The 17,304-nt window shown below is 60.4% G+C and carries 15 protein-coding genes and 1 tRNA gene; 8 read left to right on the top strand and 8 right to left on the bottom strand.

Annotated features, from left to right (window positions below; all coding sequences use genetic code 11):
* Positions 1-6 precede the first annotated feature (6 nt).
* The gene (locus tag MB818_RS14405) at positions 7-1,440 is read right to left on the bottom strand and encodes an NAD(P)-dependent oxidoreductase (protein ID WP_238905531.1); all 1,434 of its coding nucleotides are present in this window, start codon (positions 1,438-1,440) and stop codon (positions 7-9) included.
* Between the two features lie 231 nt (positions 1,441-1,671).
* Here MB818_RS14405 and MB818_RS14400 point away from each other — a divergent pair, with 231 nt between their 5' ends.
* A complete protein-coding gene (locus tag MB818_RS14400; RefSeq protein WP_238905529.1) occupies positions 1,672-2,475 on the top strand; it encodes an undecaprenyl-diphosphate phosphatase in 804 nt (267 codons plus the stop codon).
* Here MB818_RS14400 and MB818_RS14395 read toward each other — a convergent pair whose 3' ends face one another.
* On the bottom strand, positions 2,476-3,459 hold the full coding sequence (locus tag MB818_RS14395; protein ID WP_234217093.1) for a complex I NDUFA9 subunit family protein: 984 nt from the start codon (positions 3,457-3,459) through the stop codon (positions 2,476-2,478).
* Positions 3,460-3,662: 203 nt separating this feature from the next.
* Between MB818_RS14395 and MB818_RS14390 the strand changes: the two genes are divergently transcribed.
* Positions 3,663-3,749 (top strand) — tRNA-Leu (locus tag MB818_RS14390).
* 200 nt (positions 3,750-3,949) lie between these two features.
* Positions 3,950-6,367 carry a GcvT family protein gene (locus tag MB818_RS14385; RefSeq protein ID WP_238905527.1) on the top strand — a complete coding sequence of 806 codons (2,418 nt, stop codon included), beginning with the start codon at positions 3,950-3,952 and terminating at the stop codon, positions 6,365-6,367.
* Positions 6,368-6,459: 92 nt separating this feature from the next.
* Here the strand turns inward: MB818_RS14385 and MB818_RS14380 are convergent, their stop codons facing one another.
* Positions 6,460-7,347 carry a LysR substrate-binding domain-containing protein gene (locus MB818_RS14380; protein ID WP_238905525.1) on the bottom strand — a complete coding sequence of 296 codons (888 nt, stop codon included), beginning with the start codon at positions 7,345-7,347 and terminating at the stop codon, positions 6,460-6,462.
* Positions 7,348-7,531: 184 nt separating this feature from the next.
* Between MB818_RS14380 and MB818_RS14375 the strand changes: the two genes are divergently transcribed.
* Positions 7,532-8,902 (top strand): MmgE/PrpD family protein, encoded by a 1,371-nt coding sequence (locus MB818_RS14375; protein ID WP_234139963.1) that lies wholly within the window; start codon positions 7,532-7,534, stop codon positions 8,900-8,902.
* 337 nt (positions 8,903-9,239) lie between these two features.
* On the opposite strand, the gene MB818_RS14370 is transcribed toward MB818_RS14375, so the two are convergent.
* The 5 genes from MB818_RS14370 to MB818_RS14350 form a co-directional block, all read right to left on the bottom strand.
* On the bottom strand, positions 9,240-11,480 hold the full coding sequence (locus tag MB818_RS14370; protein WP_234139964.1) for a hypothetical protein: 2,241 nt from the start codon (positions 11,478-11,480) through the stop codon (positions 9,240-9,242).
* A complete protein-coding gene (motA, locus tag MB818_RS14365) occupies positions 11,480-12,349 on the bottom strand; it encodes a flagellar motor stator protein MotA (RefSeq protein ID WP_238905524.1) in 870 nt (289 codons plus the stop codon). The genes MB818_RS14370 and motA overlap by 1 nt, the downstream gene beginning before the upstream one ends.
* Before the next feature lie 63 nt (positions 12,350-12,412).
* Entirely contained in the window at positions 12,413-13,003 is a 591-nt protein-coding gene (locus MB818_RS14360) for a MotE family protein (RefSeq protein WP_234139966.1), read from the bottom strand.
* On the bottom strand, positions 13,000-13,416 hold the full coding sequence (locus MB818_RS14355) for a hypothetical protein (protein WP_234139967.1): 417 nt from the start codon (positions 13,414-13,416) through the stop codon (positions 13,000-13,002). Before MB818_RS14355 ends, MB818_RS14360 begins: the two co-directional genes overlap by 4 nt.
* A gap of 9 nt (positions 13,417-13,425) precedes the next feature.
* Complete coding sequence (locus MB818_RS14350; protein WP_234139968.1) at positions 13,426-13,932, bottom strand: flagellar basal body-associated FliL family protein; 507 nt, start codon at positions 13,930-13,932, stop codon at positions 13,426-13,428.
* A gap of 118 nt (positions 13,933-14,050) precedes the next feature.
* Here MB818_RS14350 and fliF point away from each other — a divergent pair, with 118 nt between their 5' ends.
* Genes fliF through fliP form a run of 4 tightly spaced genes read left to right on the top strand, consistent with a single transcriptional unit; the run spans position 14,051 to position 17,271 of the window.
* Positions 14,051-15,655: a flagellar basal-body MS-ring/collar protein FliF gene (gene fliF, locus MB818_RS14345; RefSeq protein WP_234177866.1), complete on the top strand. Its 1,605-nt coding sequence runs from the start codon at positions 14,051-14,053 to the stop codon at positions 15,653-15,655.
* A complete protein-coding gene (locus MB818_RS14340) occupies positions 15,655-16,245 on the top strand; it encodes a FliH/SctL family protein (protein WP_234139970.1) in 591 nt (196 codons plus the stop codon). The genes fliF and MB818_RS14340 overlap by 1 nt, the downstream gene beginning before the upstream one ends.
* A 1-nt stretch (position 16,246) precedes the next feature.
* Positions 16,247-16,531, top strand: a complete 285-nt coding sequence (locus tag MB818_RS14335; RefSeq protein ID WP_234139971.1) for a FliM/FliN family flagellar motor switch protein — start codon at positions 16,247-16,249, stop codon at positions 16,529-16,531.
* The gene (gene fliP / locus MB818_RS14330; protein ID WP_234163575.1) at positions 16,528-17,271 is read left to right on the top strand and encodes a flagellar type III secretion system pore protein FliP; all 744 of its coding nucleotides are present in this window, start codon (positions 16,528-16,530) and stop codon (positions 17,269-17,271) included. The genes MB818_RS14335 and fliP overlap by 4 nt, the downstream gene beginning before the upstream one ends.
* Positions 17,272-17,304: the final 33 nt, after the last annotated feature.

Genomic DNA, 17,304 nt, shown 5'->3' with positions numbered 1-17,304 from the left:
GGCGGCTTACTCAGCCGCCATGGCGGTCTTGGCGCCAAAGCCCTCCAGGATCGCCGCGGCACAGTCGCGCCCGTCGCGGATCGCCCAGACCACAAGGCTGGCACCGCGCACGATGTCGCCCACCGCATAGACGCCCTCCATTTCGGTCGCACCGGTGCGGAACGCGGCCTTGACCGTGCCCCAACGGGTGACCGGCAGGTCGGGCTGACCGAACAGGGTGGGCAGGTCCTCGGGCTCGAATCCCAGCGCCTTGATCACCAGATCGGCCTCTTCGACGAAATCGGCACCCTCGATCACCTCGGGCGATTGGCGGCCACTGGCGTCGGGCTGGCCCAGGCGCATCTTCTGCACCATGACACCGGTGACCTTGTCATCACCCGTGAACCCCTTGGGCGCCGACAGCCATTCAAAGACCACGCCTTCCTCTTCGGCGTTCTGGGTCTCTCTCTGGCTGCCCGGCATGTTGGCCCGGTCCCGGCGATAGAGGCATTTGACGCTGACAGCACCCTGACGGATCGCGGTGCGGACACAGTCCATCGCGGTATCGCCACCGCCGATCACCACCACGCGCTTGCCATCGGCATTCAACCGGCCATTGTCGAAATCGGCTACAGCATCGCCAAAGCTCTTGCGGTTCGAGGCCGCCAGATAGTCGATCGCCTTTTCGATGCCGCCCAGACCGCTGCCCGGCAGCGACAGGTCACGCGACTTGTAGACGCCGGTTGCGATGATCACCGCATCATGGGCGGCGCGGATCTCGGCGAACTTGGCGGCGTCCACATCGCAGTTCAGTTCGAACCGAACCCCGCCATCGGCCAGCAACCGGTTGCGGCGCTCGACGATGTCCTTTTCCAGTTTGAAGCCCGGGATGCCGTACATCAGCAGGCCCCCGGCCCGGTCGTACCGGTCATAAACCGTCACCTGCACACCGGCCTGACGCAGCATGTCAGCGGCGGCCAGCCCACCGGGGCCCGCCCCGATGATGCCCACGCTTTCGCTGCGCTCGGCCACCGGCGAGGCGGGCTTGACCCAGCCCATGTCCCAGGCGGTGTCGGTGATGTATTTCTCGACCGCGCCGATGGTCACGGTGCCGTGGCCCGACTGCTCGATCACGCAATTGCCTTCGCACAGGCGGTCTTGTGGGCAGATGCGGCCACAGATCTCGGGAAAGGTATTGGTGGCCTGGCTGGTCTGGTACGCCTCTTCCAGACGCCCCATCGCCGTCAGACGCAACCAGTCGGGGATGTTGTTGTGCAACGGGCAATGCGATTGGCAATAGGGCACGCCGCACTGGCTGCACCGGCTGGCCTGTTCGGCGGCCTTGGCGGCGGCATACTCGGCATAGATCTCGTGAAAATCCTCCTTGCGTACAGTGGCTGCACGCTTTTCCGGCATGTCACGTTCGATCTGCACAAATTTGAGCATCGGTTGCTTGGCCACGGGTCGGACTCCACGTTTTCGCTATTCGGCGTTTTCGTATCCTAGCGTGGATCGAAATAAAAGTCACTTTTGCTGACCTATTTTTATTTTTTTTGCTTTCGGTAGCGCCGCTGCGGTCAGAAACGAGGATTTTTAGGTATCGATCCGGACCTAAATAGAAACTTTCCTTTTCCAAGACCATAGTTATACCCATTCTGGCCAACCGGATCGCACGGAAATCACCGAACACCCATGTCCCTGTTTCACTTGATTCTGGTCGCTCTCATCCAGGGCATAACCGAGTTCCTGCCGGTCTCGTCCTCAGGTCACCTGATTCTGCTGCCGCAACTCTCGGGCATGCAGGACCAGGGACAGACCATCGACGTTGCGGTTCACGTCGGCACGCTCTGTGCCGTGGTCCTTTATTTCTGGGCCGATGTCCGCGACGGCCTCTCGGGCCTGCCCCGCGCCCTGACGGGCAAGACCGACACACCGGGCGCCCGGCTGGCCATGGGGCTGATCGTGGCGACGATTCCCACCGTGATCGCGGGCGCGCTGCTGCACTTCACCGGGCTCAGCGATGCCTTGCGCTCGGTCGCCGTGATCGGCTGGACGATGCTGGGCTTCGGGCTCGTGCTGTGGTGGGCGGATCGCACCGGCCCGCAACAGAAACACACGGCCGACTGGGGTATCCGCGATGCGCTGGTCATGGGTCTGTGGCAGGTTCTGGCGCTGATCCCCGGCACTTCACGCTCGGGCATTACCATCACCGGCGCCCGGCGACTGGGCTATGCGCGCGGCGACGCCGCCCGAATCTCGATGCTGATGTCGATCCCGACGATCATCGCCTCTGGCGTGCTCTTGGGGGCCGAAGTGGCGGTCACCGCCGATGCCCAGACGGCGCGCGACGGCGCCATCGCCGCCGTGTTCGCGTTTGTCTCGGCCCTGTTGGCGCTCAGCCTGATGATGCGCCTGCTGCGCACCGTCAGCTTTACACCCTATGTTATCTACCGTGTGGCGCTGGGGCTGGTGTTGCTGGCGATCGCCTATACCTGATCAGGCACGCAGGTTCCGGGCCGAGGCCTGAATCTCGTCATACTGACCATTGGGGCGGAATTTCCACAGATAGGTCGGCAGGATCGTATCCATCGGCTTGGGCGTGATACCCAGGTCGGCAAAGCCTTTGGCATCTGCGCTGACCACATTGTCGCGTCGCAGGTTCTTCAGCTGGTCGCGGGTCAGGATACCGTTCGGGAACAGCTGGAAGCTGACGAACTTGGCCACATCCAGCATCCCGGCCATGATCCGTGCGGCAAAGAAGGGCAGGCCCAGAATGATCCGCTTGCGATGGATGACACCCAGCATCCGCTGCATCAACGCGCGGAAGGTTTCGACATCCGGCCCGCCAAGCTCGTAGACACCGCCGGGCGCCTGGCCCAGCACGCCCTTGACCGCGGCACGTGCCACATCGTCCACATAGACCGGCTGGAACCGGGTATCAGCCCCGACCACGGGCAGGAACGGCCCGAACCGGGTCATGCCGGCAAAGCGGTTGAAGAACTGATCTTCGGATCCGAAGATCACCGAAGGCCGCAGGATCATGGCATCGGGCATATGGCGCAACACGCCCGTCTCGCCCAGCGCCTTGGTACGGGAATAGTCGCTGTCGCTGTCCGCATCCGCGCCAATGGCCGAAACATGCACCATGCGGGTGATGCCCTGTTCGGCAGCGATCCGCGCGATGCGCTCGGCGCCTTCGGCCTGCACCGCGTCAAAGCTGTTGCGGCCAAGCTCGTTCAGGACACCGACACAGTTAACCACCGCATCGGCGCCGCGCATTGCCTGCGCGACCGAATTGTCGTCGCGCAGGTTGCACAAGACCGGTTCCACCTGGCCCACTGCGCCATAGGGTTTGACATGCATCGCCTCGTTCGGGCGCCGCACCGCCACGCGCACGCGCCAGCCCTCCTTTGCCATGCGCCGCGCGATATAGCGGCCCACGAATCCCGATCCGCCGTAAATCGTGACCAGTTTGGACATCAGAGTGGCTCCTGCTGACTTGGCTGTTGCTCCGATCTACCGTCCCAAGGCGCGCCAAACAAGGCGCAATAGTGCCGCGCAACCCGAGTCCACCCCGGTTTCGGCATGGGGCTGCAGGGGGCGGTTCAAAAAACTTTTGCAAAACCGAAAAAATCCGGTTGACGCTCCTCGCGGCTAGGCTTAAACGCCCCCTCACGACACCTGCCCAGGTGGCGGAATTGGTAGACGCGCTGGCTTCAGGTGCCAGTGACCGCAAGGTCGTGGAGGTTCGAGTCCTCTCCTGGGCACCATATCTTCCCTGAAAAAATCGTTTTGGTTCAACGTCCTGCAAAGGGCCTATCGCCCTGCACCAAAGCTGCGCCCGGTGTTTTGGGCGACCGCTGTCTGAGCAAGCAAAACGAAAACCGGCCCCTGCACATCAAAAATTTGGCGGGTGGTGCGCGTCGCCTTTGGCTAGGGTTTCTGAACTGGCAGAACGGAGATCCGCCCCATGAAAACCCATGCTCAGGCCGTCGTGATCGGCGGCGGCCTTGTCGGTTGCTCGATCCTTTATCACCTGGCCAAGCTGGGGTGGCGCGATGTCGTCTTGCTGGAGCGGGACGAGCTGACCAGCGGATCCACCTGGCATGCGGCCGCGAATATCCATGGGCTGCATGACAACAACAACATTACCCGTATCCAGCATTACACGATGAACCTGTACAAGGAGCTGGAGAAGGAGACCGGGCAGGGCTGCGGCGTGTTCCAGGCGGGCTCGCTCTATCTGGCGCAGACCGAGGCGCGCGAACACCAGCTTCGGTTGCAAGAGGCCAAGGCGCGGTATTACGGGCTGAATTTCTACGAGATCGACAAGGACCGCGCGAAGGAACTGCACCCGCTGGCGCAGTTCGACGATATCCGCTGCATCATGTACGAGCCCGATGGCGGCAACGTGGACCCGTCGGGCGTGACCTATGCCTATGCCGCCGGAGCCCGCGCCATGGGCGCCACCATCGAGCGGTTCTGTCCGGTGATCGGCACCGAGCCCCAGCCCGATGGCAGCTGGATCGTGCGCACCGAGAAGGGCGACATTCACACCCAATGGGTGGTCAACGCGGCGGGCCTGTGGGGGCGCGAGGTGGCGGCGCTGGCGGGGATCACCCTGCCGCTGCAACCGACCGAGCATCAGTATTTCGTGACCGAGGCCATCCCCGAGGTGGCGGCACTGGGCCGCCGCCTGCCCTCGATCGCGGATCGGGACGGCGAATACTACTTCCGGCAGGAAGGCAACGGGCTGCTGATCGGCGCCTATGAAAAGGACATGAAGTTCTGGGCCGAAAACGGCACGCCGCTGGATTTTGCCCATGACCTGTTCCCCGACGATCTGGACCGGATCATGGAAAACGTGATCCGCGCCACCGAGCGGGTGCCGGTGGCGGCGACGGCAGGCGTCAAGCGGGTGATCAACGGGCCGATGATCTGGTCGCCGGATTCGAGCGCGCTGTGGGGACCGGTGCCGGAATTGCGGAACTATTTCGTCTGCGGCGGCATCATCCCCGGCTTTTCGCAATCGGGGGGTCTGGGCCTTTTGGCGGCGCAATGGATGATCGAGGGCGAGCCGCAATACGACATGTTCGCCTGGGACCTGGCGCGGTTCGGCGACTGGGCCGACAAGAAATTCACCAAGGCGCGGGTGCAGGACCAGTATACCCATCGCTTTGCCATCCATTTCCCCAACGAGGAACGCAGCGCCGGGCGACCGGCGCGGGTGCGTCCGGCATACGAGATGCAAAAGGAGATGGGCGCGGTGTTCGGCATGAACTGCGGCTGGGAGCATCCGCTGTGGTTCGCCGACCGCCCCGGTGTGACCGAGACCGTGGGCTTTACCCGCCAGAACTGGTGGGAGCCGGTGGGCCGCGAGGTGCGGATGCTGCGCGAGCAGGTGGGCGTGATCGACATCTCGAACTTTGCCAATTACGAGATCAAGGGGCCGGGTGCCCGCGACTGGCTGGACCGGCTGGTGGCGAACCGGGTGCCCACTGTCGTGGGCAGATCCTGTCTGACGCCTTTGATCGGCGTCCGGGGCGGGATCGCGGGTGATTTCACCATCACCATGACCGGCGAGGATACCTATATGATGGTGGGCTCGGGCATGGCCGAACGCTATCACCAGCGCTTCTTCAACATGGTGGACTTGCCCGAGGGCACCACGTGCGAGGTCGCGACCAACCGCATCGCGGGCTATAACGTGGCCGGACCCAAGGCGCGCGACATGTTGCAGCGCCTGACCAACGCCGATCTGTCGAACGAGGGCTTCCCCTTCATGCGCTCGGCCACGATCGAGGTGGCGGGCGTGACCTGTCTGGCGATCCGGGTCAGCTTCACCGGCGATCTGGGCTGGGAGCTGCATTGCGCCGAGGGGGATCAGGTGCGGCTCTACACCGCGCTGATTGCGGCCGCCCGCGAGATCGGCGGCGGGCCGGTGGGCAGCCGGGCGCTCGGGTCCTTGCGCATCGAGAAGGGCTATGGGTCCTGGGGCCGGGAATACAGCCCGGAATACTGGCCGCAGGAAGTGGGACTGGAGCGGTTGATCAAGGCCGACAAGGAGTTCCTGAACAAGGCGGCCTGGCTGAAGATCAAGGACAACCCGGTGCGCGAGGTGCTGTCGGTCTTCGAGATCGAGGCCGCGCATGGGGCGGACGCCAGTGGCGGTGAGCCGATCTTTACCCCAGACGGAAGGCCGGTGGGGCGGGTGACCTCGGGCGCTTATGGTTACTCGGTGGGCAAGTCGCTGGCCATCGGCTATGCCAACCCGGCGGTGGCGAAACCGGGCGACGTGCTGGAAGTGTTCCTGTTGGGCAAGCCGCACAAGGCGGTGTTGCTGGCCGAACCGCCATTCGATCCGGCGGGGGCGCGGTTGCGCGGGTGAGCCTTGTGCCGATCCGGTGCGCAAGTGGCCGGGTCGGAATTTGAGTATTTTCGACCAGAAAGAAGCTGGATCGGTTTTTGCGCAGGCGGCGGTCAGCCCTCCATCCGGGCGGCCGCGTCGAGCAACCAGGATTTGAACAGGCGGACCGAGGGCGTTGGCGTGCGGCTTTTGAACCGGGCGCAATAGACCCAAGGGTTGCGGATGTCGGTCTGGAACGGTTCGATCAATTCGCCCTGATCCAGATAGGGGCGGGCAAGCACGCGCGGCAGGGCGGCGCAGCCGAGGCCCTCGGCCGCCAGGCGGGCGGCGAGGGAGGAGACATCGGTCTTGTACCCGCCGGTGGCCTCGAAGATCTTGATGCCGAAATGGCGCGCCATCAGCTCCCAGTAGATCGGGCGGCCGAGCACCTGGATCCGGCGGGCGCGCACCAGCTGCGCCGGGTCGGTCAGGGGCTTGCCTTCAACCCGGAAATCGGGGGCGCAGACGAGAGCCAGCCGTTCGTCCCAGAGTTGCGCCGCGCCATCGGGGATGTCATCGGTGTGGTCCATCGTGATCGAGATGTCGGACACGTCCTGTTCCACATCGGTCCAGACGGTCCCATGCACGGTGACCAGGATATCGGGATGGGTGAGGTGAAAGTCGCGCAGCACGCCGGCGAGCCAGACCGAAGCCAGGCTGGTGGGGCAGGAGACCACCACCTCGCGCCGCCGCTTCTGGGACAGCAGCGCCTCCGTCGCGACGTCGATTTCCTGAAGGGCGTGGCGGACCGAGGGGAGATAGGCCTCTCCCACCTCGGTCAGGGCCAGCGCGCGGGGAAGGCGGACGAAGAGCGGGCGGCCGATATATTCCTCGAGTGAGCGGACATGGTTGCTGACTGCCGATTGGGTGCAGTTCAGTTCCTCGGAGGCAGCGGTGAAGCTCAGGTGGCGGGCGGCGGCCTCGAACGAGCGCAGGAAGGTGAGATGCGGCAGGTGTTTCATGGCACCAGTCTATTGCCGGTTGGCCCGGTTGCGGCAAGCCCTGTCCTGCCCGGCCGTGTTCAAAGCAATACCATCCGGGGCAATAAAATATTCGGGGCAAAGGCCCCGACATTTTTGCGTGTGGTGGGGCAGGCAAGCGTCTAGCCTTGGCGTCGGAGACGCCCCTATGGGCGAAGGAGGCCCGATGACCGCACTGATGAGCAAACCCCTCTCTACCTTTGACCGGATCGCCGATTTCGCGCTTGACCGCGCTCCCGGTGACATACCTGCCAGCACGCTGGAGGCCGCCGCACTGATGGCGCTGGATACGCTGGGGATCGTTGCTGCGGCGAGCCCTATGGAGGCGGGCGTGATTGCGCGGCAGACCGCGACTCTGCTCTATGGCAGCTCCGATCCGGCCCATAGCGCGCGCATGATGTTCGACGGGCGGCGCGTCAGTCTGGCGGGCGCGGCCTATGCCGCCGCCACCCAAACCGACAATCTGGATGGACATGACGGGTACAACCCGACTAAGGGGCATATCGGTGTCGTGGTGATCCCGACCCTGGCGACATTGGCGCAGCATCTGCCTGATCTGTCCGGGCCCGAGGCGCTGGCCGCAATCACCGTGGGATACGAGGTGGCCGGGCGCGCGGGCATCGCGTTGCATGCCACGGTCAGCGACTATCACACCTCGGGCGCGTGGAACTGCCTGGGCGTGGTGGCGATGGCGGCGCGACTGCGCGGGCAGGGGCGCGAGACGATGCGGCAGGCGCTGGGCATTGCCGAGTATCATGGCCCCCGCAGCCAGATGATGCGCGAGATCGCGACACCCACGATGCTGCATGACGGCTCGGGCTGGGGCGCGATGGTCGGGATGTCGTCGATGATCCTTGCCGAGCACGGGTTCACCGGCGCACCCGCGATCACCATGGAGGCGCCTGAGGCCACGCCCTATTGGGAGGACCTGGGCCAATTCTGGCAGATGGAGCGCCAATATGTGAAGCCCTATCCGATCTGCCGCTGGGCGCATGCGGCCATTGACGGGGTAAGGCAGGTGATGCTGGACCACCAGCTCTCGCACCCCGATATCGCGCAAGTCCATGTGAACAGCTTTCATCAGGCGGCCTGCCTCTATCAGGGGCTGCCACCAACCACCGCGATCGCGCAATACTCCCTGCCCTTTCCGGTCGCTGTGCATATCGCCTATGGGCGTATCGGGGCCGAACATGTCGCCGGAACCGGTTTGACCGATCCACTAGTGGCTGAAATCATGCAAAGGATCACGGTGAGCGAAGACCCGCGTCACAGCAGCCGGTTTCCAGCCGGTCGATGGGCAGATGTCGAGATCACTACGACCGATGGGCGCATACTGAAATCTGGCGATATCAATGCTAGAGGTGGACCCGAAGCACCGATGCCCCGGGCAGAGCTCGTTGACAAGTTCATGGAATTCGCCGCGCCGAGCCTCGGAGCTGAGCGAGTCGCGGCGTTGCGCGACGCTACTCTCGCCCTCACTGATCCTCAAAGCCGGTTCTCCGACGTGATGAAGCATCTGTTCGATCCGATTGGCTAAACCACCTGCAGAAGGAAGGTTAAATTCAGACATTGTTTTCGCAGCGTGAAACGCCCAAGCTATTTTGTGCAGCCGGAGGTCAGGGAGGCCAAGCCCTGCCGCGAGCTTTCATTGTACGATATGTCTCAATTTGGAGAGACGCCAATAATTATGGATGCTTCAAGGGATCTGTCAGATTTCTTGGGGTCAAGCCCCCAACAACAACGTCACTGGAGAACCCTTATACCCGGAAAAAACGCACGCTAACCTATTTACCAGAAGACACGGCTTTGTCGGGCGCTGCCTCTGCATAGCGAAGAACTCAGATATCGGGCCAAGTATCCACGACCGGTCGCATTCACTGAAGGCGATCCAACAAGATACCAATCTGATCGCGTATCCGCGTACTGTCATCGACCAGTTCGCGCGCAGCGGCAAGAGGCGTTGCGGCGGATGGTTTTCTCTCTTCCAGCAGGGCTTGCCCCATCAGATGGATCCCGCCAAATCGAGTTTCTTCACCTCCTGCGATGGGCGCATCGGAGCCAGCCAGCCAAATGTACCGGCTCGCCGCATCAAGATCACCAGCTCTCAACAACGCCTCAGCCGCCTGCTCCAGCGCTCCCGCCTCGCTCATCGCTTCGGCACGCAAGCGTTCGGCTTCGGCCCCGCTGGTACTTTCAAGCTCCAACAGCGCTCGATGGGGGCGTCCCATACCAAGCGTGGCGCGAGCGATGATTTCCGCACGGGCTCCTCGAGATTTGCGGTCCTGCGGTCGATCGGCATATCGGAGTGCATCCTCAAAAAAGCCCAACTCGATCAATCGCTGCGCAACCAAAGTCGCGGTATCCGCCTTCACGGCGATAAATAGATCGCTATCAAGCATCGCTACATGGCGCAGAAACGTGATATCGCTTGCATGGGACATGATCCGCTTGACGATACGATCAACCGTTTCCTGCCAGATTTCGGATCTGCGATCCTGACCGGGTTCAGCTAGCGCCCCAATTGCTTCATCGAATTGCGCAGAGAGAGCGAGCGCGATCACATATGCTGTTTGAACTCGAGGCCCGATCTCTGATCTGCGGAATTCGTGCAAGTACGAGGCGGCCAACAGCAACTCCTGCGGGGTGATATCGCCACCTTCGGACCAACGCTTTTCAATCAGGTCGACCAACGCAAGCGGGGCGTGGGTCGGAGCGGATGCGTCCTCGATAACCGCCTTCAGCTTCTGCTCTCGTATGTCGGGTTTGTTGTTCAGCCCAGCAATCTTGGCCTCGACAACAGCGATGGCCGCTTGGTCCCCTTCATTGATCCGTTCAGCCGCACGAACCAATTGATGGGCAGCGTCTGCAAAACCGGCATTGGCTAGATATTCTCCCAAAACCGGGCCCAGATAAGCTCGCAGATGCAAAGGTAGTCGCCCGTAGCTGCGCAATACCGCGTTGGTATCCGTTGCCTCAGATGCACTTTTTTCGCTGAGCACCGACCACATCGCCACAGCATTGTCGCAACCCTGAAGGCCCGCCAAGGGATTTCCCTCGGGTTCCTGGCGCCCTTCTACCGCAGCGGCGAGCGCAGCAAGGAGCTTGTGCTCCGAGTACGAAGGCTTCAGAAGCTCAAGGGTGACAGAGGCTTCGTCGCCGAACCCGAAATGAAGGTAGAATCGCGCAAGCGCAAGCGCGGCCCGAGCATCGACCTTGTCAAACTCACCAAATAGCCCATCGCGCAAATCTGCATGTTGGGTGCTGAACGGCCTGTTATCCGCCCACTCCCCTACCGCCAACTGCTGGTCTTCGATGCATTGTTGAACCGCGGGCAGGCTGGTGTGCCCCTCACGCGCCGCATGCAAATCACGATCAACAACTGTCGTGACTCGCAAGTTCGGCAATCCTAGTCCTTCGGTAAGTGTTTCGGTCAACGCCGCTTGGGCTTCTGTCGACCCTCTTTCGGTCCCCGGCTCGTCTCGAAACCTCAGCGCCAACACTTCCTGATCGACCCCCCGCAAAATACGAGAGTAAAGCCTGTTCTCCACAGCTCTCTCTCCCGCCAGTGGAACCGGGATATCCAGGAACGCTTGATGACGGCGCGCGTCAGCGATGAGCAGTTCGGTGTCCTCAGTAAGCGCGATTTCTGCCACCCGATCCTCAACAGCGTGATCTTGCGGCGCGGAGACGGCGCCCTCCGCCCGTACATCCAACACCTGATCCCGCACCAACGGAAGCCTGAGCCGGGGGCTGTCGGCAGGCCGGTCACGAATATCGATCACAAGCAATGTGCCAGACTGTACAAAGGCTCGCGCCTCACAATCGCAGGCAAATAGCATCTCAAGAGGAGCGCCAATTTCTGACTGGCGCAATTCTTCTAGCCGCTTGCGTGGCACGCGTTCAAAAACAGTATCGTACTCAAACTTCAGGTCGGGCAGCGCGACTGTCAATTGCGACGATCGCACCGCATTTTTCAGGTTCCATTCAGTCCGAACGGGGATGCGTAACACGAGCCGCGTGAAATCCCCATGTTCTCCTGAGCGCACTTCAACCTCAGTTGCATCCACCGGCAACGCCGCAAGAAAGAACAACAAAGCCAACAGCACCCTAGCCATCAGGCAGCATCCTGCTTGACGTCTTTCAACGCCTGCTCGAGAGCGGCGAAACCAGGGCGGATGTGCGAAGGCGTGTTCTGCCGACCCACTTCGATACACATGGCCGCATTGTGATCGTGCAGATTGGCGACCAGCACCTCCTTGATCAGCAGATAGAAATGATTGTCCTCTTCAACGACGGCTTTGACCTTGGACGCAAATGGACCAACGAGACCATAGGCGAGGAACACCCCAAGAAATGTTCCGACCAACGCGCCGCCGATCAGCTTACCCAGTACCTCGGGCGGCTGATCGATCGAGCCCATGGTTTTGATCACACCCAGCACGGCCGCAACGATTCCCAATGCCGGCAACCCATCCGCAACAGTTTGAAGCGCATGGCTGGAATGCATCGCATGATGCAGGTTCGCTTCCATCCGTTTTTCCAGGACTTCCTCGACCTGGTGTGGATCGTCATAGTTCATCGCCGCCGACCTCATTGTGTCGCAGATCAAATCCACAGCTTCGCGGTCGGCCTGGATGCGAGGATATTTCAAGAACAGCGTGGAATTCGCAGGATCCTCGATATGTTGCTCTACCTCGACCGGATTCTGTCGCGCGATGCGGATGAGCGAAAAAAGAAGACATAGCAGGTCCTGGTAATCCTCAGGTTTCCATTTCGGGCCCTTGAATACCTTCCCTAAATCCTTGAGCGTGTGCTTTACTCCACCCATATCATTGGAAATGAGAAACGCCCCCGTCGCCGCTCCACCAATCATCATAATCTCAAATGGCAGAGATTTGAGGATGATCGTCATCTTTCCACCGGCGGCCAAATAGCCACCGAAAACCATCGCAAAGATCACAACGATTCCAAGAATGCCGATCATTTCCGCGCTCCACTCATTCCGGTTGAAACACGATTCAAGCAGGAGTTTCCTAATTTCTCGTTTTTATTCAGTAGGTACATTGGCATTTCGCCCTGCCAGAACGACACTGATCGTGTAGGCTACTTTAGGGGTTAGACCCGCCATGATATCCGCCGCCGCCTCAGGTCGCATCCGGGCCAGAAAACCCGCGGCAAAGCTTGCGTCCATCTCTTCAAACAATGCCGCAGATTCCTTGGGTTTCATCTTTTCATAAACTTCGGTCAGTCGGCTCAGATCGCTCTCGGCAGCGACGCTTGCTGCGGCAACAGTTTCGCGTAAATCTTCTTCGGCTTCGGCCAACTTGGCCAATTTCCGCTCGATTGCCACTTCTGCTATTTCCAGCGCGCGCATGCGTTCCAAAACGCGTGACTCACGTTGGTTCAGGTCCTTTTCGCGCTGTCGCAGCGTAGCCAGCAGCGCATGAAGATCCGACTCGGCCAGTGCGCTGCGCTTTTCTTTGACACCCGCATTCTGAACTGGTTCCTCAACCACTTCGCGAGCAAGGGCGGGCCCAGCCTCGAGACCGATCCGGATAAGTGCGGATCCAATCATCAGCACCGAAATCAGCAGCAGCGCGCTTCCGCGACCAGAGGTCTCGCGTTTTTTACGTTTCATGGTGCGGCTCCACTATTGTTTCGGCCATGCCGCTTGAACATGACCCCCGCAGGCGCCTGTTTCTCCTCGTCTGCACGCACAGGTTTCAGTTCCTTTTCTACAATTTTTGGCGGAGGTACCGTCGAAGCTGGCGGGACGTCATGCAACGACGCCATCATCAACTCAAGCCGTTGTGCAACCGCTTCGGCGCGCTCGCTGAGCGCACTCAAGGCAGCACCAGAACTATCTGACGCGTCTCGGGCCGACGCGAGGGTCTTGTTCAACTCGTCCACCTGCGACGAAAGAACCGCAACCGCACCCCCAACACCTTTTTCAAGGTTGTTGAACCGTTTCAAACGGCGACCGAGCACAAAGCAATACAGACCGGCACCCAACGCACCGGCGACCAGAAGAATATCCGCAATCAGTTCCAAGGCACTCTCCTAGTTCAGTACGAATTCCATTACGAGCACGTCGTTGACACGCCCTTCGCCCGCGACAATGTTGATCCGCCGCTGCATGTGCCCGCGTAGGCGCGTCAGGGCCAGCGGATCGCTAAGATCATCGATCTCAACGGCGCGCAAATAACCGTTCAGCACATCAACAATGCGGGGCCTGATTTTCTCGACATCCGCCAGATAATGTTCGGGAACTTCCAACTGCGCATGAAATCTAAGGTGCCGCTGCCCGTTTTCTCTGAGCAGCGATACCATGATCGGCTGCAAATCGACAAAAGCGATATCCGGCAGCTGATCTGGCAACTGGGCACCATAGGAAACGCCCGCCTCAGTATCACTTTCGACAGGATGGGCGCCCAAGCGAATCGTCCCCGAAGCCGTGGCGAAGTACCCAGCGCCTGATCCGGCAAGTGCCAGAACTAATCCAATAACTAGGCTTTTCTTACCCGGTTTCTTTTCTAGTTCGACTTCATCGGCGGTTGTGTCCGTCATGCCGTCCTCGTTCTTGGTTCAAGAACCTTACTAGCCCGACAGGAACTAACCGATTGTTAAGGCCAATCGGTGAAACAGGAGGAGTACCGCGCAGAAAGTCGGCGAGACGGAGGTAGACGTGCAGCAGATAAGAAATGTCTGGGCAAGTTTGGACAAGAAGAGACAATTCATCGTCATCGGTGCTGTTCTGGCGATGTTTCTCGGCGTTATGGGGCTGACCAGAATTGCCGGGACACCGAACATGCAGCTGCTCTACGCAGGGCTTGAGAACGGCTCGGCGGGGGAGGTCGTGCGTTCGCTGGAGCAACAAGGTGTTTTATTTGAGGTGCGCGGCGGATCGATCTATGTACCGGTTGCGCAGAGGGACGAGTTGCGCCTGACTCTGGCGTCCGAGGGGCTACCTGCAAACGGTGGTCGAGGGTACGAGTTGCTCGATTCGCTCAGCGGTTTTGGTACCACATCGCAGATGTTCGATGCTGCCTATTGGCGCGCAAAGGAAGGTGAATTGGCCCGTACCATCGTGGCTAGCCCACATGTAGCTCAGGCGCGGGTACATATCGCCAACAGTTCGTCCAGCCCGTTCCAACGCAACATAGCACCGACCGCATCCGTATCGATCGTCCCTTCGGGCTCAGAGGTGACGCCGGCACAGGCAAACGCGATTCGCTATCTTGTCGCCTCGGCAATTTCTGGGATGGCCGCCGACGGGGTTACCGTGATCGATTCAAACGGAAACGTTATCGGCCCGCTTGAAACCCCGAACTCAAGTAACTTCGAGGAGCGCTCGCAGCAGATGCGAGAGCGGGTTCTACGACTGGTCGAAGCACGGGTCGGACGCGGCAATGCAATTGTCGAAGTGAGCGTTGATGCGGTGACCGAAACGGAATCGATCCGCGAGCGCCGGCTGGACCCCAATGGCCGTATCGCCATCAGTACCGATATCGAGGAGCGATCTGACGCGTCCAAGAATCAATCCTCAGATGTCACGGTTGCCTCCAATCTACCGGACGGAGACGGATCGGTTGGCGACGAATCCAACTCGAGCACCAGCGCCACGCGCGAAAGGGTGAATTACGAGGTCTCGGAAACCGAAACAGAGATCCTACGCGCGCCCGGCGCCATCAAACGGCTGAGCGTGGCTGTCCTGGTCAACGGTTTGCCAGGCGCCGCGGAAAATGGAAGCAGCCAGTTCACGCCACGCCCAGAGGAAGAGCTGTCCGCTCTGCGGGAATTGGTGGAATCGGCGGTAGGGTTCGACGAAACTCGTGGCGACGTGATCACACTTAAATCCATGGAACTCCCGGAGATTGAACCGCAGGGAACTCTGGCCAGCAGTTCGATGATGCAAGGGTTGAGATTTGACATGATGTCGCTGATCCAGATGGCAACTCTAGCATTGGTCACGCTGGTTTTAGGCCTCTTTGTTGTTCGACCGATCCTGAGCAAACCTGTTGGTTCGCCGCAACTTCTAGCGGTGGCACAGCCTTCGGATGGAGCCACCGCGGAAGCTGCGATCCCTACACTGACCGGCGAGATCGACGACGGGAGCCCAGGGCTGGCTCAGCTTTCCAACGCGAATCCAAAGACGCGCGGCGGGGTACCTGCCCTAGCGGGGGTTGGGAACACTCCTGTGGAGCGCCTCCGCGCGATGATCGGTGACAAACAGGAAGAGACGATAGAGATTCTTCGCGGTTGGCTTGAAGAGAATGAGGAAAAAGTCTGATGACCATCGCGCATCTTCTAGAAGACTTCGAAGTCAATCTGATGGATCCCAGCAGAGTTCGGCTTATGGACGAGGATACGTTGGAAGAGTACCGCCTTGCGGCCTTCGAGCAAGGCTACTCTGCCGGTTGGGACGATGCCGTATCCGCCCGATCCGAGGCGCAGGATCAGCTAAACGCCACCCTGGTGCGCAATCTCGAGGATCTGTCTTTTACCTATCACGAAGCGCTGAGCCAGATGACCCACAGTCTGGAACCGATGTTCGAGAGCTTGGTTGGAACGGTGCTACCGAAAACGATGAAACGCAGCTATACCCACCATATCGTCGAACAGCTGAAAGCCATGGCTCGCGAGCAGGTTTCGCAACCGGCGCTCCTCATCGTTCCATCAGGGGTGAGCGCTTCGCTCAAACCAATCCTTTCAGAGGAATTCTCTTTCCCCGTTCAACTGGTCGAAGAATCATCGCTTCCCGCCGGGCAGGCCTGTCTACGAATCGGGACTGCCGAGCGCGACATCGACTGTTCGGCACTTCTGAGTTCGATCAACGAGGCAATGGAGTCCTTCCTGCATCAGGCCAAAGAGGTATCGTGACATGAGCGACCCGCAAAAACCGACCGAACCAAAGAACCCCTTCAATTCGGTACCGATCGAGATCACCGTTTCGGTCGGGCGCGCGCGACCGCTGATCCGGGATCTGATCGGACTTGGCGAGAATGCCGTCCTCACCCTCGACAAACGTGTGGAGGATCCGGTCGATCTCTATGTCGGCGACCGGCTGGTGGCGCGTGGCCAGCTCGAAGAGTTAACCGGAGAACAAGCGGGTCAGCTTGCCGTGCGGTTGATCGAAATCTCGGATCTGGCCTACGACTTGGGATGAGGCCCGTCATACCTGTTTTGTTGGTCATAACGCTGCTGACCGGTGCATTTCTTGCGGGGCCGGCGGTCGCGCAGGACATTTCCCTTTCGCTGGACCAAGGTGGCTCGGTGTCCGCCCGAACGATACAGTTAATCCTGCTGATTACCGTGCTCAGCCTGGCGCCCGGGCTGGCCATCATGATCACCTGTTTCCCCTTTCTGGTAACAGTTCTGGCAATCCTGCGTCAGGGAATCGGATTGCAACAGTCGCCACCCAACATGCTGATTGTCAGCTTGGCGCTATTCTTGACCTATTTCGTAATGGAGCCCGTGTTCACGGAAGCTTGGACAACAGGCATCGCGCCTATGATGGCCGAAGAACTGTCACTGGAACCAGCGCTGGAAAACGCAATCGCGCCCTTCAAAGGGTTCATGGCCGCCAGGCTAGATGCGGACACCTTTTTTGCCATGGCCAGTTTGCGGCCTGACGGTGCGGCGATGGCGGCGACTCCTGACGCTCCACTCTCGGTTCTGGTGCCGTCCTTCATGCTCTCCGAGATTGCACGCGCGTTTCAGATAGGTTTTCTGGTGTTTCTACCCTTCCTGATCATCGATCTGGTGGTGGCCGCAGTGCTGATGTCGATGGGCATGATGATGGTGCCGCCAGCGACCGTTTCTCTCCCTTTCAAGCTGGCCTTCTTTGTGCTTGCGGATGGCTGGTCACTTATCGCTAGCGCGCTGGTTCGTAGCTACATTCCCTGAGCAAGTATCCGAAACACCTCTCCAGATCCGCCC

The organism is Ruegeria alba (assembly GCF_022321465.1).
GTDB classification, from domain to species: Bacteria; Pseudomonadota; Alphaproteobacteria; order Rhodobacterales; family Rhodobacteraceae; genus Ruegeria_B; species Ruegeria_B alba.
The sequence above is the reverse complement of the archived record's forward strand: the minus strand, read 5'-3'. Positions and strand labels throughout refer to the sequence as shown.